Genomic DNA, 21,955 nt, shown 5'->3' with positions numbered 1-21,955 from the left:
ACTGGTCTTTCGAGCGGGGCGTCCTGCAAGGTCTTCTGCGAGCCCGGTCAGGCGTGCAGGGCGTCGTTCACGGCGGCGGCGAAGCGTTCGAGACCGGTCTCGATCTCGGCGCCGGTGACGTTGAGAGCCGGAATAACGCGCACGACGTTGCCCGCTGCGCCGCAGGTGAGCAGGAGCAGGTTCTGGGAGATGGCGGCCTGCTGCACCGCGGCAGCGAGGGTGGCGTTCGGCTCGCCGGCATCCGTCACGAACTCGATCGCCTGCATGAGCCCCAGCCCGCGCACATCGCCGAGCAGCGGCTTGTCACCCGCCAGCTCGATGAGCCCACGCTGCAGCTGATCGCCGCGCACTCGCGCGTTCTCGACCAGTCCTTCGTCACGCACGACGTCGAGGGTGGCGACGGCAGCCGCAGCGGCCACGGCGTTGCCTCCGTAGGTTCCGCCCTGCGACCCTGGCCAGGCCTTGGTCATCAGTTCGGTGGATGCTGCGATGGCCGAGATCGGGAATCCGCTCGCCAGCCCCTTGGCGGTGATGATGACATCCGGTGTGATCGAACTGTGCTGGTGGCCCCAGAATTTTCCGGTGCGTCCGACGCCGGCCTGCACCTCATCGAGGATGAGGATGATTCCGTGCTCGTCTGCGCGCTCGCGGATGCCCTCGAGGAAGCGCGGGGGAGTCGGCAGGTAGCCGCCGTCGCCGAGCACGGGTTCGATGATGAAGCCGGCGGTGTCAGCGGGTGACGAAACGGTCTGGAGCAGGTAGTCGAGTTCTTTCAGGGCGAAGTCGATGGCGGTATCCAGGTCCCATCCGTAGCGGAATGCGTACGGGAACGGAGCGATGTGCACCCCGCCCATGATCGGGCTGAAGCCGGAGCGGAATTTTGTGCCGGCGGTGGTGAGCGATGCGGCGGCGACGGTGCGCCCGTGGAAGCCGCCGTGGAAGGCGATGATGTTCGGTCGACCGGTCGCCATTCTGGCCAGACGGATGGAAGCCTCAACCGCTTCCGACCCTGAATTGGCGTAGAAGATGCTGTCGAGCCCGTCTGGGAGTACCTCGCCGAGCTTCTCGGTGAGCGCGATCAGCGGCTTATGCATGACGGTCGTGTACTGGGCGTGGATGATGACGCCGGTCTGCTCCCTGGCCGCCTCGACCACCCTGGGGTGGCAGTGGCCGGTGCTGGTCACTCCAATGCCGGTGGTGAAGTCGAGGTACTTCTCGCCATCTGTGCCGTAGATCCAGCTGCCGAGCGCACGGTCAACAACGACGGGCGTTGCCTGCTTCAGGAGCGGGCTCAAGGAGGCGGACTTCACGGTCGGGCTGAGCAGTGTCATTACAGTGTCCTCAATGCGTATCGGAGCAATGCGAGTGGAAGCCAAACGAGTTGCAGATTGTCAACAATAAGACATTCTATGTGGTGAAGGCTGAGCAAGCAATGCACATTGTTGACAATCTGAGCCGCAGGACCCCACACTGTGGAAATGGATGATCTCGCTGACCTGTCCGCCACCGCCCTGCTCGACGCTTTTCGCGCGAAGACCGTTTCTCCGGTGGAGGCGACGAAGGCGGCCCTGGAGCGAATTGCCCGCCTTGATGACGCGGTCAACGCCTTCTGCCTGGTCGACGAGGAGCTGGCACTGGCCGAGGCGCGAAAGTCGGAGGATCGCTGGCAGAGCGGCTCGCCGATCGGCGTGCTCGACGGCGTGCCGACCAGCATCAAGGACTTGCTGCTCACCCGCGGCTGGCCGACGCTCCGCGGTTCGCGGCTGACAGATGCTGACCAGGCGTGGGATGAAGACGCCCCGTCGGTCGCGAGACTCCGCGAGGCAGGGGCCGTGCTGATCGGCAAAACCACCAGCCCGGAGTTCGGCTGGAAGGGCGTCACGGACAACCCGCTGACGGGCAACACCGGAAATGCATGGAACGAGACGAAGACCAGCGGCGGATCCAGTGGCGGATCGGCCAGCGCTGTCGCACTCGGCATGGGCGCGTTGTCGGTGGGAACGGATGGCGGCGGCTCTGTTCGGATACCCGCCGCATTCAGTGGAATCGTGGGCTTGAAGCCCACCTACGGGGCGATTCCGATCTATCCGACGAGCCCGTTCGGCACCCTCTCCCACGCCGGCCCCATGACGCGGACCGTCGAGGATGCCGCGCTGATGATGGATGTTTTGACAGAGTTCGATTCTCGGGACTGGTCTGCCATGAAGCCGCCGTCGCAGTCGTTCACAAGCGGGCTGCACGATTCCATCGCGGGCCTTCGGATCGCCTACAGCCGCGACCTCGGGTATGCGGCCGTCGACCCGGACGTTGCGGCATCCGTCGACGCAGCGGTGCATGTCTTGGCCAGCCTCGGCGCGATCGTGGAGGAGGTCGATCCGGGGTTCGACGACCCGCGCGAGGCCTACCACGTGCTGTGGTTCGCCGGAGCTGGCAAGGTCATCGAGAGTTACGACAGGGCCAGGTGGAACGAGCTGGATCCCGCACTGCTCGAGGTCGCCACCATCGGCAGGGGCACGAGCGCGATGGACTACCTCGCCGCCAACCAGGTGCGTGCTGACCTTGGACTGAAGATGGGGGCGTTCCACGAGAAGTACGATCTGCTCGCCACGCCGACGCTGCCGATCGGCGCATTCGACGTCGGCCAGGAGGTGCCGACGGGGAGCGGGATGACCCGTTGGACGGAGTGGACGCCGTTCACCTACCCGTTCAACCTGACGCAGCAGCCGGCCATCAGTGTGCCGTGCGGGCTCACAGCCGACGGCCTGCCGATCGGCCTTCAGCTGGTCGGGCCTCGCCACTCTGATGCGCTGGTGCTGCGGGCTGCCGCCGCGTACGAGAACGCGGTGCCTTTCGGGCGCCCGCCACTCATCTCGTCTTCTCGCTGAGTGAGGACCCGTCGAGCACGTCGTCTGGCTCGGATGGGATCCCGGGTAGCCGGGGTCGGGCTTCGTGCGCGTGTTTATCCCGGGTGCTCTGGACGCTCTGGAAGGTCTGGGCGCGAAGGTGGTTGCCAGCCCTCTTCATCCCGGATCGCGCGCAGTATTCGACGGCTGATTTCACGGAGTTGCCGAGTCTGTGACGACGTCAGGGGCTCGAGAACCAGGCGATTGACGGTGTGCACATGCCCAGGGGTGGCTTGGTCGAACTTCTCTCGCCCCTGTTCGGTGAGAATGGCCAGGGTGTACCGGCCGTTTGCGGGATCGGGCGCGCGTCGCATCCATCCTCGCGTTTGTAGACGCGTTGCAGCGCGGGACAGTCTGGACAGCGAGCTGTTCGAATAGCCGGCAAGAACGCTCATGCGGAGCGTGAAATCGGGAGCATTGGCGAGCGCGAACAAGATCCCGTACTCGAAGTGCGTCACCTCGGAGTCACGGAGCAACTGGCCATCGAGTGCGGCAGGTAACCACTCCAGGACGGTCGCCAGAGAGGCCCAAGTTTCAAGGTCTTCATCGCTGAGAGTTGCGGGAATGCTGTGATCCGACATGCCAGCAGACTACGCGAAGTGGGAGCCCGTTGCTGCCTGTCTGACTTGACTGGGTAAGTCAAGATGGTAGTATTTGACTTGACTGAGCAAGTGAGGAAAGGAACCATGGATCTGAAGTTGGCGGGCAAGAAGGCATTCGTGAGCGGTTCGACACAAGGAATCGGATACGCGATCGCGAGGGCCCTTCTTGGCGAAGGAGTATCGGTTGTCATCAACGGACGAAGCGAGGACAAGGTCCAGAACGCGGTACAGGAACTGACGGTTCAGGTTGCGGGTGCGGTCGTCTCGGGAATCGTTGCAGACTTCGAAGACCCTGAACAGGTAGAGCAACTGGTGGAATCCCTGGGGGAACTCGACATCCTGGTGAACAACGTCGGGCTGTTCGAGCTCACACCATTCGGAGACATTTCCGACGACGACTGGCAGCGTTACTTTGATGTCAACGTCATGAGCGGCGTGCGACTTTCACGGTACGCATTGAACAACATGCTGGCCAAAAAATGGGGCCGCATCATCTTCATCGGCAGCGAGTCCGGCGTGAACGTCCCTGTAGACATGGTGCACTACGGCGTCACGAAGGCGGCGATGCTCGCCCTCAGCAACGGCCTGGCAAAGCTCACGCGTGGTACCGCGGTGACGGTGAACACGATCCTCGGCGGTCCGACCTACTCCGACGGGGTCGCCGACAGCGTCGGACAGATTTCGCAGGCCCAGATGATGTCGACGGACGAGCTGAAAGCTGCCATCGTCGCCGGAAACGTGACATCCCTATTGCAGCGGTTCATCGAACCCGGTGAAATCGCCAACTTGGCGCTCTACCTGGCAAGTCCGCTTTCATCCGCGACGAACGGCGCCGCGCTCCGCGCTGACGGCGGCGTCCTGACAGCAATGATCTGAGACTCACTTAGAACCGGCTCACCAGGGCCGTCTGTGCCGCTGCCGACCTGAACCGTTCCGGTGGCGGGGCGCCACCCTCTGAGCCGGAAGATCGACCATGGCTAGGGGAAGTTCACAATCGCCAGGTTCAGCGGCAATTCGCTGGTTCGTGACTCCGGCTTCGACAGCTTGCCCTGCAGGAACGTGCCCGTCAGGTAATTGTCTGCATCAGCGATCTGCTGCGGCGCGACCTGCCCGTCGTAGTCGAAACTCTTGAGTTCATACGGCAACGAATCCGCCTCGAGCAGGCTCGGTCCGTCCATCAACTGGAAATGCAGGTGTGAAGCATTGGCGTTACCGGTGTTTCCGAGCCTTCCGAGCACCTGACCTTCGGTCACCTTGTCGCCGGGTTTGACAGCGATCGACCCGGAGATCATGTGGGCGTACATTGCGTACACGCCACCACCCAGGTCGAGCACGACATGATTTCCGTCGACATTCTCGACAGTCAATTTTGCTGCCAGTGCCGGGTCGCTCGCGGGTAGGATACCCGGAGCATTCGCCTCCATGCCGTCGAGGATCGACACCACCGTGGCGTCGGCGACGGCGAGGATGTCGGTCCCGTAGTCGACGTAACTCTCATTGCTGGTCTTGTCGCCAGAGTAGAACTCGCCCTGGTCGTTGGTGCGCTTCCAGTCGATCGCGAAGCGCTGGCTGTTGTTCAGCTTGCCGTTGACGGACATCACCGAACTCCGATGCGGGAAACCCGGTTCGCAGCAACCGTTCAGCGCAATCCAGTTGTCACCGCGCACCGGTGGCGAGATGACCGGCACGGTCTGCGTCGAGAAGGCGACCGGCGTTGTCAGATAGTCGATCGGCCCCGGCGCACCGAAAGCCGGCGATGCAGCACCGGTCCCGTAGAGGTGGTGCAGCACGGCCTTCGGGGCCTGGTCGAGCGAGTCCAAGGTGAAGTCGATGAACAGGACCCGACTCTCCTGAGGCGGGATCTCAGCGCTGTCGACGTAGCCCGCGGGCAGGTCGCGCAGTCGATTGCAGTCGCCGAAGGTACACGTCGGATCAACCAGTGCCGTACCGGAGAAGCTGGCGATGATCCTCGTCGGATCTGTGCCGTCGACCACATCGATCTTGTCCAGGCTCGCCGGCACCTTGGTGGCGTTGGTGAGTTGCAGGTCGTAGGCGACGTGGTACTTGCCGTCCGTTCCACGGAACGGCAACGGCGAATTCCCGATCGTGTCGAGCGCGAGCGCGGTGAACGCATCCGGCACCGTCACGTCGGCGACGGAGCCCGCCGGCGGTGACGCGGTGGTGGTGGTGGTCGAAACGGTGTCGGAGTCCGACGAGCATCCGGTCGCAACAAGAGCGACTGTGACGGCAAGCGAAACAAAAAGGATGGGCACGCGGCGGAATGTCACGCAGTAACTCCGTTTCTTCGGTTTCGCAAAACCTAACAGCCCGTCGAGTGGGTCGCGTTGAATCCGGCCCGATTGGGGACCTAGGTCCTCTACGTGATCTGAAGCGCTCGATGCAACGGGTCGACACTGCGCGGCTCTTCCCGCCATGCGTTGATCGAGCGTGCGCCGCCCTGAGCCCGTCGAAGGGTCGAGACCCGCTGTTCCTAGGCGGGACCTGCTGGTTCTTAGATAGTGAGCGCGCGGCGCAGCAGGTCGGCCTGCTCTGCCGCGTGACGCTTCGCCGAGCCGGCGGCGGGGGAAGCCGACGCTGCCCGCGAGAACAGTCGCACCGCGCGCGGTCCGAGCTTGTTCGTCTCGAGGTAGAAGAACGGCCAGGCGCCCTGGTTCTCCGGCTCATCCTGCGTCCAGGCCAGTTCGGCGTTCGGATACTGGTCGGCGATGGCCTTCAGCTCAGCGCCAGGGAGCGGATAGTACTGCTCCATTCGCACCAGGGCGATCTCGGGGTTCGGGTTCTTCTCGAGCTCGTTCAGCAGGTCGTAGTAGAGCTTGCCCGCCATGAACAGCACGCGCTTGACCGCGCCCTTGTCGGTGATCCTGGCATCGTCGATCACCGGCTCGAACTTGCCGCTGGTGAAATCGGCGACGCTGCTGGTCGCTCCGCGGAGCCTGAGCATCGCCTTCGGTGTGAACACGATGAGCGGACGACGGGGCAGCTGATACGCCTGGCGGCGCAGCAGGTGGAAGTATGAAGCGGGAGTCGACGGACGGGCGACCGTCATGTTGTTCTCCGCGCACATCTGCAGGTAGCGCTCAATTCGAGCCGATGAGTGGTCTGGTCCCTGGCCCTCATAGCCGTGCGGCAGCAGCAGGACGACGGATGACCGCTGGCCCCACTTCTGCTCTGCGCTGGAGACAAACTCGTCGATGATGGTCTGAGCGCCGTTGGCGAAGTCGCCGAACTGTGCCTCCCAGAGCACGAGTGCGTCTGCCCGCTCAACCGAGTAACCGTACTCGAAGCCCATGGCCGCATACTCGCTGAGCAGCGAGTCGTAGATCCAGAACCTGGCCTGGTTGTCGCTCAGATTCGCCAAGGGCAGCCACTCCTGGCCGTTCTCCCTGTCGTGCAGCACGGCATGGCGCTGTACGAAGGTGCCGCGGCGGGCATCCTGGCCGGCAAAGCGCACGGGGGTGCCCTCCAGCAGGAGGGAACCGAGCGCGAGCAGTTCGCCGAAACTCCAGTCGATGCTGCCCTTGCGACTCATGTCCAGTCGCTTCTGCAGCAGTTGCTGGAGCTTGTTGTGCACAGTGAAGCCGGCAGGCGGATTGTTGAACGCGTCGCCGATGAGCTGGACGACGTTCTCAGAGACACCGGTGGTTTCGAGCTCCCTCACGGTATCGTCGCCACGCTGGTTATCTGGCTTGCCGAGTTCATTCTCTGCGGACTCGATCGCGTCTGCGGTCATCGTCGGCATCGACTCTGTCTGTGCCGCGTGCGTCTCCATGAACGCGCGTTCCAGGCGGTCCTGGAAGTCGCGGTGCGACCCCTCGTATTCTTCCTCGGTGATATCGCCACGACCGACGAGTGCCTCGGTGTACAGCTTTCGCACCGAACGCTTCGCTTCAATGAGGTTGTACATCAGCGGCTGCGTCATCGACGGGTCGTCGCCCTCGTTGTGACCGCGGCGGCGGTAGCAAATGAGGTCGATGACGACATCTTTCTTGAATTCCTGGCGGTACGCGAAAGCGAGCTCCGCCACCCGCACAACGGCTTCGGGGTCATCTCCGTTGACGTGGAAGATCGGCGCCTGGATGGTCTTGGCGACATCCGTCGAGTACACCGAGGTGCGGCCTTCTCCTGGGGGAGTCGTGAAGCCGACCTGGTTGTTGACCACGATGTGGATGGTGCCACCGGTGCGATAACCGCGCAGCTGCGACATCTGCAGGGTTTCGAGCACGACACCCTGCCCGGCCATCGCCGCGTCGCCGTGAATCAGCACGGGGAGCGTCGAGAAGGTGCCGATGGGCTTGCGGTCCTGCTTGGCGCGCACGATCCCCTCGAGCACGCCGTCGACGGCCTCCAGGTGCGAGGGGTTGGCCGCAAGATAGACGGGGATCTCGGCGCCGTTGATGGCGCGGAAGGTGCCCTCGGTGCCGAGGTGATACTTCACGTCGCCTGAGCCCTGCACGGTGCGCGGGTCTTGGGTGCCCTCGAACTCCCGGAAGATCTGGCCGTAGGTCTTGCCTGCGATGTTGGTCAGAACGTTGAGTCGGCCGCGGTGGGCCATGCCGATGGCGACCTCGTCGAGGCCCTGTTCTGCGCCGCCCTGCAGTATGGCGTCGAGGAGCGCGATGGTTGACTCGCCGCCCTCGAGGCTGAAGCGCTTCTGGCCGACGTACTTGGTCTGCAGGAAGGTCTCGAACGCCTCAGCTTCGTTGAGCTTGGCGAGGATGCGCATCTGCTCATCGTGCGTCGGCTTGACGTAGGCCTTCTCGATCTTCTCCTGCACCCACTTGCGCTGGGCCGGATCCTGGATGTGCATGTACTCGATGCCGGTCGTGCGGCAGTAGCTGTCGCGGAGCACGCCGAGGATGTCGCGGAGCAGCATCGCACGCTTGTCGCCGAATCCGCCGGTCACGAACTCCCGGTCGAGGTCCCAGAAGGTGAGCCCGTGCGTGGAGATGTCGAGGTCGGGGTGCGACCGCTGCACGTACTCGAGCGGGTCAATGTCGGCCATCAGGTGGCCGCGCACCCGGAACGAGTTGATCAGTTCCTGCACGCGGGCGGTCTTGTCGATCGCGCTGGCCAGGTCGACGCTGATGTCGGGCGCCCAGTGGATCGGGTCGTACGGGATGCGGAGGGCAGCAAAGATGTCTTCGTAGAAGTGGTGCTCGCCGATTAGGAGTTCGTGCACGATCTTCAGGAACTCGCCGGACCCTGCACCCTGGATGACCCGGTGGTCGTAGGTGCTGGTGAGGGTGATGGTCTTCGAGATCGCCAGCGCAGTGAGCGTCTTCAGGCTCGCACCCTGGAACTCGGCGGGGTAGTCGAGGGCGCCGGCGCCGATGATGCAGCCCTGGCCCTTCATCAGTCGCGGCACGGAGTGCACGGTGCCGATGCCGCCGGGGTTGGTCAGCGAGACGATGGCGCCGGAGAAATCGTCGGCCGTCAGCTTGTTCTTGCGGGCGCGCGAGACGACATCTTCATATGCGGCGAGGTATTCGCCGAACGTCATCGTGTCTGCACGCTTGATCGACGGCACCAGCAGGGCGCGGGTGCCGTCTGGCTTCGGGATGTCGATGGCGAGGCCGATTCCGACGTGTGCAGGCGCAATCACCGACGGCTTGCCGTCGACCTCGTCGTAGTAGACGTTCTGGCTCGGGAACATCTTCAGCGCGCGCACCAGCGCCCAGCCGATGATGTGGGTGAACGACACCTTGCCGCCGCGCGCACGCTTCATGTGGTTGTTGAGGACGATGCGGTTGTCAATCAGCAGCTTGGCCGGAATGGTGCGAACGGATGTCGCGGTCGGCACCGTGAGGCTCGTCGCCATGTTGGTGGCGAGAGACTTCGACATGCCGCGGAGCGGTGTGACGACGGCCTGCGACTGCGGCACATCCGGGTCAACGACGACCTTCTGCGGGCTGGTGATCGGGGCGTCTGCCGGGACCGGTGACGGTTTCGCTGCGACCGAGGTGGTGCGGGCGGCCGGCTGCGCGCCGATCACGGGGATCGGCGCGGTGGCCGGTGCTGCGGGTGCCGGAGTTGCGGGGGCGGCGGCCTCGGGCGCCGGTGCTGCGGGAGCGGCGGCGGGTGCAGCCGGTGCGGGCTCTGAAGGCTGATCGGTGGGGGGAGCGGCTTCACTTGCCGGTGCTGTCGGCGCCTGCTCGGTAGACGTCTGCTCGGTAGACGCCTGCTCCGGCGGGGACTGTTCCGTCGGGGCTTGTTCGGTCGGCACTTGGGCGGGCGGAGCTGGCGGTGCCGCGGCATCCGTCGCCTGCCCTGTCGACTGCTCTGCTATTGCGGTCTGGTGGTAGCTCTCGAGAACGGGCCACCAGGACTGGTCGACCGAGTTCTTGTCGGTGAGGTATCTTTCGTACATCTCATCGACGAGCCATTCATTGGCTCCGAATTCACCCGACATCGTTTCGTCGGATCCACTACCGGTCAATTGGCTTGACACAGCCGATCGCCCACTCTCTGCGCTACTAGACGCCGTGTTGATTCCTGCCCTGTGACGACATGAAAATCGCCGCTGCCTGTCTGACATCAAGCCTAACTCGAATGCGAGTGGGCTGCGGCCCGCGGCGCGGGGGGATAGCGTTATTTGTATGGAGTTCTATGAAACCGCGCCCCGCCACGATCTGACCTACTCAGATGTCTTCCTGGTGCCGAGCCGGTCAAACGTCACCAGCAGGCTCGATGTCTCGCTCGCTCCGGGTGACGGATCCGGCGCGACCATCCCGATCGTGTCCGCGAACATGAATTCGGTGACCGGTCCACGGCTTGCGGCGGCACTTGCCCGGCGCGGCGGCCTCGGCGTGTTGCCGCAGGACATGCACCTGCAAGACCTCGATGCGGCCATCCGCTGGGTGAAGGCCCAGTCGGTTCGTTTCGACACTCCGCTCGACTTTCGCCCCCACCAGACCGTGGCGGAGGCACTGACGCAGGTTCCCGCCGTAGACGGGCAGGGGATCGTGATCCATTCAGAGCAGGGCGAGTACCTCGGCTGCATCGTCGCCTCGCGGCTGGCGACCGCTCTGCCAGACGCCAGACTCGGCGATCTTCTGCACGGGGCGCTGGCCTCGCTCGACGCCGACGACATCGAGACGGCTCGCGGGGCGTTCGACCTGATGACGGATGCCGGACTCGACTTCGCGCCGGTGCTGCACCATGGGCAGGTGGCCGGCACGCTCAGTCGTCGCAGCGCCCTGCGGTCGACGCTCTACGATGCAGCGCTCGACGCGCACGGCCGCCTCCGCGTGGCCGCAGCCATCGGGGTCAATGGCGATGTCGCCTCCAAGGCGCGGGCGCTCGCGGCGGCCGGTGTCGATGTTCTTGTGGTCGACACGGCGCACGGGCACCAGGAGAGCATGCTCAGGGCGCTGAAGATCGTGGCCGATCTTGGGCTCGGAATCCCGATCGTGGCCGGCAACGTGGTGACGGCAGACGGCGTGGGTGATCTTGTCGAGGCCGGAGCGAACATCATCAAGGTCGGCGTCGGCCCAGGCGCCATGTGCACGACCAGGATGATGACCGCGGTCGGACGTCCCCAGTTCTCCGCGGTGCTCGAGACGTCGGCCGCGGCGCGCGAGCTCGGCGCACACGTCTGGGCAGACGGCGGAGTGCGCTACCCACGCGACGTCGCCCTCGCGCTTGCCGCTGGGGCGGCATCCGTCATGATCGGTTCCTGGTTCGCGGGCACGATCGAAGCGCCTGGCACGCTGAACACTGATGCCTCTGGCCGGCTGTACAAAGAGAGCTGGGGGATGGCGTCGACCAAGGCAGTGCAGGAACGCTTCGACCGGCTCGACGCCTACGATCTGGCCAGGAAGACGCTGTTCGCCGAGGGGATCTCGAGTTCGAAGATCTACCTCGACCCGCTTCGGCCGTCGATCGAGGACCTGCTCGACATGATCACCTCCGGAGTGCGCAGTTCGTTCACGTATGCGGGAGCCGGAAGTGTCGCCGAGTTCCACGAGCGGGCTCGGGTGGGCATTCAGTCAGCCGCCGGATACGAAGAGGGCAAGGCGTTGCCGGTCTCCTGGTAGCGGTTGCGCGGTGGTCTGCGCTGCGCCGTGGTCTGCCGCGCGGTGGTGCATAACATCCAGCTGTGGGCACCACCGACCCGTATATAGCGATGGTGCACGCCACAGCTGGACGAGATCGCCGCTCAACCGGCGACGGCTGGATGAGCATCCTCCCGGGCTGGTGCCGGTATAGTTGGTCAGATAATGGACGACCCCCCTCCTGCGAAATCGCCCAGCCATAGAACCTCGCCTGTGCCCAGGTCGGTGACGCGCCATGTATGAGTGGATCATGCTCGGCGTCGGACTCATCCTGACCGTCGGCACGGGCTTCTTCGTCGCCAGCGAGTTCGCCCTGGTGAACCTCGACCGCTCCGAGCTTGAGGCGCGCCAGGCGCGCGGTGAGACACGGCTCGGCATGACCATCGCCGCGCTCAGGATCACCTCGACGCACCTCTCCAGCGCCCAGCTCGGCATCACCCTCACCACCCTGCTCACCGGCTACACCGTGGAGCCGGCGCTCAGCGCGCTTCTGGCCGAACCGCTCGCGGCCATCGGAGTGCCGGAAGCGGCGCTGCGACCGGTCGGTGCAACCATCGGCATCCTGGTCGCGACCCTGGTGTCGATGATCATCGGCGAGCTGGTTCCGAAGAACCTCGCCCTCGCGCTTCCGATGCAGACGGCCAAGCTGGTCATCCCGTTCCAGACCGTGTTCACCACGGTGTTCAAGCCGGCTGTTGTGCTCCTCAACAACAGCGCGAACGGCCTCCTGCGCGCGGTGGGGATCGAGCCGAAGGAAGAGCTGTCTGGTGCGCGCACCGCTGAGGAGCTCTCATCGCTGGTGCGGAGGTCTGCCAGCGCAGGCTTCCTCGAGAAGGACACCGCCACGCTGCTACACCGCACCCTGCTTTTCTCTGCACACACCGCATCCGACGTCATGACACCGCGCCCGCGGGTGGCGAGCATCCAGCGCACCGACTCTGCCCTGGCCGTGATCGACCTCGCCAGGCAGACCGGATACTCGCGATTCCCGGTCATCGACGAGAGCGTCGACGACGTGGTCGGGGTCGTGCACCTCAAACAGGCTGTCGCGGTGCCCAGAAGCAGGCGAGCGGATGTGCCGGTTTCTGCCCTGCAGTCCGCCACACTTCGCGTGCCGGAGACCATGAAGCTCGACACCCTGCTCGGGGAGTTGCGCGGGCGCGGGTACCAGATGGCGGTCGTTGTGGACGAATACGGAGGCACCGCAGGGGTGACCACGCTCGAAGACCTCGTCGAAGAGCTTGTCGGGGAAGTCGCGGACGAACACGATCGCGCGCGTGCCGGTGTGGTGCGCTCCAGCGGGTCGCTGGCGTTTCCAGGGATGCTGCGCCCGGACGAGCTCCTCGAACGCACTGGCATCCACGTGCCGGAAGACGGTCCGTACGAGACCGTAGCTGGCTTCGTCATGAGTGAACTCGGCCGTCTCCCGGTGGTCGGCGACACCGTACTCACCGTCGACGGTGAGCTGAAAGTCGAGCGTCTCGACAGACGCAGGATCGACCGGCTGCGGTTCACTCCGGTAGCGGGTGCCCCTGCCGACGCACCGACCACTGCGCAGAAGGCAGCCCAGCCGAATGCCCAGCGGAATGCCCAGCGAAATGCCGACAGGAAGACCAAGCGATGAACGACTGGGCGGGAATCGCGTGGCTGGTTGTGCTGCTCGTCGCCAACGCCTTCTTCGTGGCTGCCGAGTTCGCCGTCATCTCTGCGCGCCGTTCGCAGATCGAACCGCTGGCCGAAAGCGGCAGGCGCAGCGCAAAGACCGCTCTTTATGCGATGGAACACGCGACCCTCATGCTGGCGACCAGCCAGCTGGGCATCACGGTCTGCTCGCTGCTGATCCTGAACGTCTCCGAGCCCGCGATCCACCATCTGCTTGAGGCGCCCCTTGGCCTCACCGGCTGGCCAGAAGAGGTCATCGGGACGATCGCGTTTATCGTGGCGCTGGTGCTGGTCTCGTACCTGCACGTGGTGTTCGGTGAGATGGTGCCGAAGAACCTGTCGTTCTCGATTCCCGACCGGGCCGTGCTGATCCTCGCGCCGCCGCTGGTGTTCTTCGGCCGCATCTTCCGACCGGTGATCGTTGTTCTGAACGGATCGGCAAACGGCATCCTGCGGCTGTTCAGAATCACCCCGAAGAACGAGGCGAACAGCACCTTCACCCTCGACGAGGTGGCGACGATCGTCAGCCAGTCGACCCGAGAAGGTGTGCTGATGGACAGCACGGGGGCGCTCACCGCAGCCTTTGAGTTCACCAACCGCACGGTGCGGGATGTCGCGGTGGGCCTGGACGCGCTGATCAGCCTTCCGGCAACGGCGACCCCGATCGACGTCGAGAAGGCCGTCGCCAAGTACGGTTTCTCCCGTTATGTCATCGCGTCTGCCAGCGGTGAGCCCTCCGGCTACGTTCATCTCAAAGACGTCATCGACCTGGATGAGGTCGGCAGCCGGCAGCCGGTGCCGACCAAGCGCATCCGTCAGCTAGTGACCATCTTCGAGGACACTGATCTCGAAGATGCCCTGGCGACGATGCGTCGCTCTGGTGCCCACCTCGCGCGCGCATTCAATCACCAAGGTGAGACCACGGGGGTGCTGTTCCTCGAGGACATCATCGAAGAACTGGTCGGAGAAGTGCAGGACGCCACCCGCCGCCTCTGACCGTGCGACCGCATGCGGAACATGCCGTGATTCGGGCCGTGATTCGCGCAGTGATTCGGGCGCGAGGAGCGCGCGGGGCGTAAGCTTCGATCGGGGCGATCGGAGGAAAACTCATGTTATCTGAACAGGAAGTATTCACGGTGCTCCCGGCAGCGGACCTGCCTCGAGCGCGGGCGTTTTACCTGGATACCCTTGGTATGAAACCCGCAGAGGAGACCGGAGCCGGGTTGATGTATCGAATGCCGGGCGGCTCGTTGATGCTCCTCTACGAAACGGCGAATGCCGGCTCGGCGAAGAACACGGCGATGTGTTTCGACACCACCGACCTCGACGCCGAGATGGCCGAGCTACGTCAGCGTGGAGTCACGTTCGAGGAGTTCGACTTCCCAGGGCTGAAGACGGAGAACGGCGTCGCAAAAATGGAGAACGAGCGCAGCGCCTGGTTCGTCGACTCTGAAGGCAACATCCTCTGCCTGTTACAGCGGCTTTAGGCTCAGCGCATGTCTAGTTCGGCCAGCGTGACCGCAGGTACGGTGACGGCCAATAGTCGATGAGCGCGCCCAGTTCATGGGCTGCCCGCAAGGCGAAATGCGGGTCGCGCATCATTTCCCGCCCCAGCATGACGGCGTCGGCGCTGCCGGAAGCCACGATCTCCTCAGCCTGAGCCGGGGTCGTGATGAGCCCGACGGCGCTGACGCCGACATTCGCCTGTTCCTTGACGAACCGTGCGAACGGAACCTGGTATCCGGGGCCGATGGGGATGCGCACCCCGGCGACGTTGCCGCCGCTCGAGATGTCGAAGAAGTCAGCGCCCGCTGCTCGCGCCCAGCTGGCGACAATCGCGGTCTGCTGCTCGTCCCACCCGCCCGGAGCGTAATCGGTGGCGGAAAAGCGAACGAGAAGGGGCATTGTGTCGCCGATTTCTGCGCGGATGGCGGTGGTCACCTCGAGCAGGAGCCTGGCCCGGCCGGCGAGATCTCCGCCGTACTCGTCATCGCGCAGATTGCTGAGCGGCGACAGGAACTGGTGCAACAGGTATCCGTGTGCCGCATGAATCTCCACCACGTCGAAGCCGGCGTCAACCGCGCGGCGCGCTGCGGCAGCGAAGTCACCGACCAACTGCGCGATTCCGTCAGCGTCCAGCGCGATGGGAGGCTCCAGCCCGATGAACGGCACAGGGGATGCCGAGACCGTCTGCCAGCCGCCGTCCTCTGGCAACATCGAGCCGTTCCTGTCGTGGCCCCACTCTGGCCAGACCGACGCCTTGCGGCCAGCGTGCGCGAGCTGAATACCGGCGTGGGCGCCTCTGGCATGGATGAAAGTCGTGATCCGCTGCCAGGCCGCGGCCTGTTCGTCATTCCAGATGCCGGTGTCCGCGTCGGAGATCCGGCCCGCCGCGTTCACTGCGGTCGCTTCAGCGACAACAAGACCTGCACCCCCCGACGCCATCGAGCCGAGGTGCACCAAATGCCAATCCTCAGGCACGCCATCCTTCTTCGTGATGGCGTACTGGCACATGGGGGCGACCCAGATGCGATTGCGAACGGTGAGTGAGCGCAGCGTGAGGGGCTCGAAGAGTGCGACGTTGGCCATACGGCTTTCGGATTCCGATCGTTGGTGAATTTACTCGAGTTTGTGCGACTGACTAATCTATCGTGGGGTCATGGCGGAAACGCGGGACTGGGTGGAATGGCGTGCCGCGGATGCCCGCGCCTGGATCGCGGTACCGCGAAGCTCTGACGACAAGTATTCCCGCGGCGTGCTCGGCGTGCGCACCGGATCGGACGCATTTCCCGGCGCGGCGGTGCTCGGCGTCGAAGCGGCGATTCGCACCGGTCTCGGGATGATTCGTTATCTGGGCCCAGAGCGACCTAGCGCGCTTGTGCTCGCACGCCGTCCGGAGGTGGTGACCGTCGACGGTCGCGTGCAGGCGTGGCTGCTCGGCTCGGGAATGAGCGCAATTGACCGCGACCCTGCAACCACCGCAGCGCTGGGCGACGCCATCAGCCAGGGGGTGCCGACAGTGCTCGACGCCGGTGCGCTCGACTTCGCACCGCTCGACCACGGGCCGCGGGTGATCACGCCGCACTACCGGGAACTCGCGGGCCTGTTGGCAAACGGCGAGCACCCGGTGACGGCGGAGCAGATTGCATCGAACCCCGGCGAGTGGGCCATTCGCGCGGCGGAACAGTTCGATGTGACGGTGCTGCTCAAGGGCACAGTGACTCACATCGCGTCGCCGTCCGGTGAGCGGCTGACGGTTTCGAACGCCACAGCATGGCTGGCGACGGCCGGCACCGGAGACGTGCTCGGCGGCATCCTGGGCGCCCTGGTGGCCACGCATTCGGAGAAAGCGATGACGGATGCCGGTGCGCTGGCAGCGCTCGCGGCGACGGCGGCGTTTGTGCACGGCCTGGCGGGTGAGAGGGCATCTGCCGGCGGCCCGCTTGCGGCCCTCGATGTGGCGGAAGCGGTGCCTGCCGTGATTATCGAGCTGCTCGCCGGCTCTGGTTAATCGGGGCTCACTCTTTATTCGGGGCTCACTCTGCCGGTTCCGGGCGATCCGGAGAACGGCCCACCGTGCCGGTGGGGAGCGAAACCTCAGCGGGGGATGCGGGCGAGGAACTCTCGGGTGCGCTCCTCGCGTGGCGACCCGAACACCTCGGCGGGCGTGCCGAGTTCCAGCACAGACCCCTGATCGAGAAACGCCACCCTGTCGGCCACATCGCGCGCAAAGCTCATCTCGTGTGTTGCCATCACGATTGTCGTTCCGGTCTTCTTGAGTTGGCGCACGAGGTCGAGCACCTCACCGACGAGCTCCGGATCGAGGGCGCTCGTGACCTCATCGAGCAACAGTAATTCAGGGTCCGTGGCGATGGCGCGCACAATGGCCGCGCGCTGCTGTTGCCCACCGGAGAGACGATCGGGATAGTCGCGCGCCTTGTCAGCCAACCCGATGGCGTCAAGCAGTTCGAGTGCCCGCTTTTCAGCGGCACGGCGCGGGATGCCATGTACCGACCGGCTCGCGAGCGTCACGTTGTCGAGCACGCTCAAGTGCGGAAACAGGTTGTAATGCTGGAATACCACTCCGATGCGGGCCCGCACGGCGTCGATCTTGGTGCGCGGATCGCTGATGTCCTCGCCCTGCAGCCAGACCCGCCCGTCGTCGACACGCTCGAGCAGGTTGATCACGCGCAGCAGCGTCGATTTGCCAGAACCGCTGGCCCCGATCAAGGCCACCACCTCGTGCTCGTTCACGGTCAGATCGATGCCTCGCAACACATCCGTCTGCTGGAACGACTTGTAGACGCCCTCCAATCTCAACACCGGCACGGCAGCAGGCGACCCGCTCATACGACGCCGCCGATCTGCTCGCGCCGGCGCATCCGTGCGGTGACCCAGTCAGTCAGGCGGATCATCGGCAGCGCGAGTAGCACGAAGAGCAGGCCCGCGAGCACATACGGGGTGAAGTTGAAGGTGGCCGCCGTTTCGATCTGCGCCGCCCTCACCGCGTCAACCGCGCCGAGAATGGAGATCAGGCCGACGTCTTTCTGCATGGCGACAAAGTCGTTCATGAGTGCTGGGGTGACCTTGCGGAGCGCCTGCGGAAGCACGATCTTCACCATCGTCTTGCCGTGGCTGAGGCCGAGGGAGCGCGCCGCGAGCACTTGCGACGGGTGCACGGCCTCGATGCCCGCGCGCCAGACTTCGGCGACATACGCCGAGTAGGTGAGAATGAGCGCAACGGTGCCCCATACCGCCGACGGCACCTTGGGAAACACATCGAGGCCCGGCAGGCCGAAGCCGACCAAGTACAGCACGATGATCAGCGGCATGCCGCGGAACAGGTCGGTGTAACCGGTGGCGAGCGCACGCAGCGGGAAAAACACCGGCCCACGAAGAGTACGGAGGGTGGCGATTAGGAGGCTCACGATAAGAACCCCGACTGCCGAGAAAAGCAGCACACGGATGTTCAGCAGCAGCCCGTCAAAGACGCGTGGCCATGCCTTCAGCGCGACGGCCGGATCGAAGAAGGTCTGCTGTACCTGCGTCCATCCCGGGGTGTTAACGACAAACATCCACACGAGCACGGCGAAGACCAGGGTGCTCGCGAAACCGAGCAGCACCGACCGACCGGTCTGCCTGCGACGAAAGGCTCGTCGTTCGAGTTCGACGGTGCTCGGCAGGCGGGCCGGGGGCGTCAGGGCTGCTGTGGTGGTCACGCCCTCAAACTACTTGAGGATGGGGGCGTCGGCATTGCCGGCGAGCCACTCCTCGGCCAGCGCGTCAAGCGTTCCGTCCTCGCGCAGGGCATCGACGGCCGCCGTGACATCCGCGGTGAGTGCGCTGTCTTTGGCCAAGACAAGCCCGAACTGGTCGGCTGCATCACCGGTCTTCGGCAGTTGCCCGATGATCTTGCCGCCGTCGAGTTCGACGCCGGTGAGGTAGAAAGCAGTCGGCAGGTCGACGACGATCGCGTCGACCGTGCCGTTCTGCAGGGCTAACTTCGCGTCGTCGTTGGAGTTGAACGCCTGCACCCCACCGCTGGGTGCGATCTGGCTCTCGGCATCCTGGAAGCTCGTCGTGCCGGTCTGGGCGCCGATCAGCAGGCCTTTCAGGTCGGCGATCGAGGCAGCGGAAGCCGCGGGGGAGCCGTCGATCGTGATCACCGCCTGCGTCGTCTCATAGTACGGGGAGGAGAAGTCGACCTGCTCTGCACGCTCCTCGGTTATCGAGAACTGCTGGAGATTGAAGTCGAAGTCCTTCGGGCCCGGCGCAATCGCCTCGTCGAATGTGCTGCGCACCCAGACGACGTCGTCCTCGGCAAACCCGAGTTGTTCTGCGACGGCGTAGGCGACGGCGGCCTCGAAACCCTCGCCGCTCTCCGGCGCGTCGTCCTGCACCCAGGGGAAGTACGCCGGCTCACTGGTTCCGATCGTCAGCTTGCCGTCTGTGACGTAGCCGCTCGCTGATTTCTCGCTGTCCGAATCGGCTGGTGTGCCGCTCGCACAAGCGCTCAGCAGGAGGACGCTCGCGGCGGCCAGGGCGACGATGGTACTGGTCTTGCGCGCACTGAGCTGGGATCGTCTGAGCTGGTGGCGGCTGAGCTGGGAATGTCTGGACACGGCGAACTCCTCTGGAAACGTGGTGTTCCAGCTTGCCGCACGGCGGGTAGGAGTGGTGCGTTCACAACGGTTTATGACAAACCAGGTCGCCCATCTGGCGCACCGTCCACTACCGTTCGACGGAGATTTTGCCTCGCGACCCCGATATCGACGCGAATCGGCCTGATTTGTTCAAAATCTCCGTCGAATGGTCGCGAGGGTGGGTGTGCGGCGCTTGGTGAGGGGTGGGCGGCTGGGGCGGCGGTGTGCGGAGCGGGTGGACGGCGCCGGGCCGGTAGCATTGCGCCATGGTTAACGCGGGGACGTCACGGGCGCCCCGGGCCGCGAAACGGCGCGGCCGACGCCATGACGAGCACAGCGGTGAGCACAGCAACGAGCACAACAGGGCGCGCGCCTGGCTGGCGCGGTGGGACTGGCTGGTGCGGCATCCGTTCGCCCTCTGGGGCGTCTTCGCGTTTGTGCACGTCTTCGTGGCTCTGCTGTGCATATTCGGGCCGGGCTGGCCGCTCGGCGACGTCGAAACGGTGTATCGGAGCTGGGCCGTTGCCGCCGAATCCGGCGCGTACCGGGTCGGGATCGATACCGAGTTCGTGTACCCGATTGTCGCGTTCATCCCGGTTGTGCTCCCGCTCGCATTCGGCCCGGTCTGGTACCCGCTCGCCTGGCTCGGCCTGGTCACGGTGCTGGATGCCGCGGCGTTCGCCTGCCTGGTTGGTCGCCGCGATTCCCTGCGCCGGGTGCTGGCGGCCTGGTGGTGGCTGGGGTTCCTGCTCCTGCTCGGCCCGATCGCACTGGCCAGGATCGACTCGGTGACGGTTCCGCTCGTCATCATGGCCCTGCTGTGGCTGCGCACGAGGCCGCTCTGGGGTACCGCCCTTCTGACTGTCGCGACCTGGGTCAAGGTGTGGCCCGCCGCCATCATCGCGGCGCTGTTCGTTGCGTCGAAACACCGGTGGCAGATGCTGGCGGCCGCCGCAGGCACGAGCGCGCTGATCGTGGCGCTCGCCCTCATCCTCGGCAGCGGTTGGAACGTGTTCAGCTTCGTCACCGAGCAGACGGGGCGCGGTATCCAGATCGAGTCCCCGGTGAGTCTCCTCTGGCTGTGGCAGGCTGCCGTCGGCGTCGACGGCGCATTCGTGTACTACGACAAGCAGATCCTCACCTACCAGGTCACCGGCGCCGGGGTCGACGTGGCAGCCGCAGTGATGACACCGCTGCTGGTGCTCGCCGCGCTCGCCGTGGTGCTGCTCGGCTGGCGCGCGGCTCGGGCCGGAGCGTCGTTCTCCGCACTGTTCCCGCCCCTGGTGCTGGCGCTCGTGGTGACGTTCATCGCATTCAACAAGGTCGGGTCGCCGCAGTTCATCGGCTGGCTGGCGGCGCCGGTGATTCTCGGACTGGTGATGCGCGGCCCAGCGTGGCGGGCCCCGGCGCTGCTGGTCGCGGTGGCGGCCGGGCTCACCCAGATCATCTACCCATACCTGTACAACTGGCTGCTGGCCACCGATCCGACGATGCTGGTGGTGCTCAGCCTGCGCAACCTGCTCGAGTTCGTCATACTGGCCTGGGCCGTGATCGAACTGTGGACAATGAAGTCCCCGGCCCTGAATCCCGAACTTTCGAACCGAACCCTGAAGGAGTAACCATGCTGGTCGCATTCTCGGTGGCGCCGTCCGGCGCGAGTGACGACGAAGGATCCGTGCACGATGCCGTAGCGGCCGCTGTGCGCGTGGTGCGCGAGTCGGGGCTCCCCAACCATACCGATTCGATGTTCACCACGATCGAAGGCGAATGGGATGAGGTCTTCGACGTCGTCAAGCGGGCGACGGATGCGGTGGGCGCCTTCGGTCCGCGGGTTTCGCTGGTACTGAAAGCAGACATCCGCCCCGGACGCACCGGTGAACTCGACGGCAAGGTCGAACGCCTCGAGGCCGCGCTCGATGCACAGGAGAACCGCGCCACACAGTAGCGTTGTCTGGTGGAAACTTTTGCCAAACCGGTGACCCTGACCGGAGAACTCGTCACACTCGAACCGCTCGAGGAAGACCATCACGATGGGTTGGTCGAAGCCGTGCAGGACGGTCGGTTGTGGGAGCTGTGGTATACCTCGGTGCCCACGCCGGAGGGAATGCGAGACGAGATCGAGCGGCGGCTCACACTGCAGTCGGCGGGAGCCATGTTGCCCTTCACTGTGCGCAGGAACGACACCGGTCAGGTCTGTGGCATGACGACCTTCATGCACATAGACCCGGTCACTCCACACCTGGAGATCGGGTCGACCTGGACCGCCGCGAGCGCCCAGTGCACCGGAATCAATACCGAGAACAAGCTCCTGCTGCTTACGCACGCGTTTGAGGTGCTGGGATGCGCTGCTGTCGATTTCTGTACGCACTGGCTGAACCAGCAGTCGCGCGCTGCCATCGCACGGCTCGGCGCCAAGCAAGACGGCATCCTGCGCAACCACAGGCGGATGCCGGACGGCACGCTGCGCGACACCGTGGTGTTCTCGATCATCGAATCTGAATGGCCGGCGGTGAAGAGCGGCCTGCGGCACAAGCTCGCGTTGCACGCGACCCGCTGAAACGGCGCTTAGG

At 64.9% G+C, this 21,955-nt stretch carries 18 protein-coding genes; 10 read left to right on the top strand and 8 right to left on the bottom strand.

Annotated features, from left to right (window positions below):
* Positions 1–47: 47 nt before the first annotated feature.
* Entirely contained in the window at positions 48–1,331 is a 1,284-nt protein-coding gene (locus K323_RS0105790) for an aspartate aminotransferase family protein (protein WP_022884345.1), read from the bottom strand.
* A 147-nt stretch (positions 1,332–1,478) separates the two neighbouring features.
* On the opposite strand from K323_RS0105790, the gene K323_RS0105785 reads away from it, so the two are divergent.
* Positions 1,479–2,885 carry an amidase gene (locus K323_RS0105785; RefSeq protein ID WP_022884344.1) on the top strand — a complete coding sequence of 469 codons (1,407 nt, stop codon included), beginning with the start codon at positions 1,479–1,481 and terminating at the stop codon, positions 2,883–2,885.
* A gap of 74 nt (positions 2,886–2,959) precedes the next feature.
* On the opposite strand, the gene K323_RS0105780 is transcribed toward K323_RS0105785, so the two are convergent.
* Positions 2,960–3,484, bottom strand: coding sequence for a MarR family winged helix-turn-helix transcriptional regulator (locus tag K323_RS0105780; RefSeq protein ID WP_022884343.1), 525 nt, complete (start codon positions 3,482–3,484; stop codon positions 2,960–2,962).
* A 105-nt stretch (positions 3,485–3,589) separates the two neighbouring features.
* On the opposite strand from K323_RS0105780, the gene K323_RS0105775 reads away from it, so the two are divergent.
* On the top strand, positions 3,590–4,381 hold the full coding sequence (locus K323_RS0105775; protein ID WP_022884342.1) for an SDR family NAD(P)-dependent oxidoreductase: 792 nt from the start codon (positions 3,590–3,592) through the stop codon (positions 4,379–4,381).
* Between the two features lie 101 nt (positions 4,382–4,482).
* Here K323_RS0105775 and K323_RS0105770 read toward each other — a convergent pair whose 3' ends face one another.
* Together K323_RS0105770 and K323_RS0105765 are read right to left on the bottom strand one after the other, a co-directional pair.
* Positions 4,483–5,778: a M23 family metallopeptidase gene (locus K323_RS0105770; protein WP_245570926.1), complete on the bottom strand. Its 1,296-nt coding sequence runs from the start codon at positions 5,776–5,778 to the stop codon at positions 4,483–4,485.
* 239 nt (positions 5,779–6,017) lie between these two features.
* Positions 6,018–9,935 carry a multifunctional oxoglutarate decarboxylase/oxoglutarate dehydrogenase thiamine pyrophosphate-binding subunit/dihydrolipoyllysine-residue succinyltransferase subunit gene (locus K323_RS0105765; protein WP_033372457.1) on the bottom strand — a complete coding sequence of 1,306 codons (3,918 nt, stop codon included), beginning with the start codon at positions 9,933–9,935 and terminating at the stop codon, positions 6,018–6,020.
* A gap of 187 nt (positions 9,936–10,122) precedes the next feature.
* Between K323_RS0105765 and guaB1 the strand changes: the two genes are divergently transcribed.
* The 4 genes from guaB1 (at position 10,123) to K323_RS0105745 (ending at position 14,729) form a co-directional block, all read left to right on the top strand.
* Positions 10,123–11,562, top strand: coding sequence for a GMP reductase (gene guaB1, locus K323_RS0105760; protein ID WP_022884340.1), 1,440 nt, complete (start codon positions 10,123–10,125; stop codon positions 11,560–11,562).
* 253 nt (positions 11,563–11,815) lie between these two features.
* A complete protein-coding gene (locus tag K323_RS0105755; protein WP_022884339.1) occupies positions 11,816–13,204 on the top strand; it encodes a hemolysin family protein in 1,389 nt (462 codons plus the stop codon).
* Positions 13,201–14,238, top strand: a complete 1,038-nt coding sequence (locus K323_RS0105750; protein ID WP_022884338.1) for a hemolysin family protein — start codon at positions 13,201–13,203, stop codon at positions 14,236–14,238. Before K323_RS0105755 ends, K323_RS0105750 begins: the two co-directional genes overlap by 4 nt.
* 113 nt (positions 14,239–14,351) lie before the next feature.
* Positions 14,352–14,729, top strand: coding sequence for a VOC family protein (locus K323_RS0105745; protein ID WP_022884337.1), 378 nt, complete (start codon positions 14,352–14,354; stop codon positions 14,727–14,729).
* A gap of 13 nt (positions 14,730–14,742) precedes the next feature.
* Here K323_RS0105745 and K323_RS0105740 read toward each other — a convergent pair whose 3' ends face one another.
* Positions 14,743–15,831 (bottom strand): NADH:flavin oxidoreductase/NADH oxidase, encoded by a 1,089-nt coding sequence (locus K323_RS0105740; RefSeq protein ID WP_022884336.1) that lies wholly within the window; start codon positions 15,829–15,831, stop codon positions 14,743–14,745.
* A gap of 70 nt (positions 15,832–15,901) precedes the next feature.
* Between K323_RS0105740 and K323_RS0105735 the strand changes: the two genes are divergently transcribed.
* Positions 15,902–16,753 (top strand): ADP-dependent NAD(P)H-hydrate dehydratase, encoded by an 852-nt coding sequence (locus tag K323_RS0105735; RefSeq protein WP_022884335.1) that lies wholly within the window; start codon positions 15,902–15,904, stop codon positions 16,751–16,753.
* A gap of 86 nt (positions 16,754–16,839) precedes the next feature.
* Here K323_RS0105735 and K323_RS0105730 read toward each other — a convergent pair whose 3' ends face one another.
* The 3 genes from K323_RS0105730 to K323_RS0105720 are packed head-to-tail and all read right to left on the bottom strand — an operon-like array spanning position 16,840 to position 19,364.
* Complete coding sequence (locus K323_RS0105730; protein ID WP_022884334.1) at positions 16,840–17,592, bottom strand: amino acid ABC transporter ATP-binding protein; 753 nt, start codon at positions 17,590–17,592, stop codon at positions 16,840–16,842.
* Positions 17,589–18,461 (bottom strand): amino acid ABC transporter permease, encoded by an 873-nt coding sequence (locus K323_RS0105725; protein ID WP_022884333.1) that lies wholly within the window; start codon positions 18,459–18,461, stop codon positions 17,589–17,591. The genes K323_RS0105730 and K323_RS0105725 overlap by 4 nt, the downstream gene beginning before the upstream one ends.
* Positions 18,462–18,470: 9 nt before the next feature.
* On the bottom strand, positions 18,471–19,364 hold the full coding sequence (locus K323_RS0105720; protein ID WP_022884332.1) for an ABC transporter substrate-binding protein: 894 nt from the start codon (positions 19,362–19,364) through the stop codon (positions 18,471–18,473).
* Positions 19,365–19,651: 287 nt separating this feature from the next.
* Between K323_RS0105720 and K323_RS0105715 the strand changes: the two genes are divergently transcribed.
* From K323_RS0105715 to K323_RS0105705, 3 genes are read left to right on the top strand one after another with little or no spacing between them, the layout of a single operon-like run.
* Positions 19,652–21,004 carry a glycosyltransferase family 87 protein gene (locus tag K323_RS0105715; protein ID WP_022884331.1) on the top strand — a complete coding sequence of 451 codons (1,353 nt, stop codon included), beginning with the start codon at positions 19,652–19,654 and terminating at the stop codon, positions 21,002–21,004.
* Positions 21,005–21,006: 2 nt separating this feature from the next.
* On the top strand, positions 21,007–21,330 hold the full coding sequence (locus K323_RS0105710; RefSeq protein WP_022884330.1) for a thiamine-binding protein: 324 nt from the start codon (positions 21,007–21,009) through the stop codon (positions 21,328–21,330).
* 9 nt (positions 21,331–21,339) lie between these two features.
* The gene (locus K323_RS0105705) at positions 21,340–21,942 is read left to right on the top strand and encodes a GNAT family N-acetyltransferase (protein ID WP_022884329.1); all 603 of its coding nucleotides are present in this window, start codon (positions 21,340–21,342) and stop codon (positions 21,940–21,942) included.
* Positions 21,943–21,955 lie beyond the last annotated feature (13 nt).

It is taken from the genome of Glaciibacter superstes DSM 21135, assembly GCF_000421145.1.
GTDB lineage: Bacteria > Actinomycetota > Actinomycetes > Actinomycetales > Microbacteriaceae > Cryobacterium > Cryobacterium superstes.
Note: the sequence above shows the minus strand (reverse complement) of the source record. Positions and strands in the feature narration are given on the sequence as shown.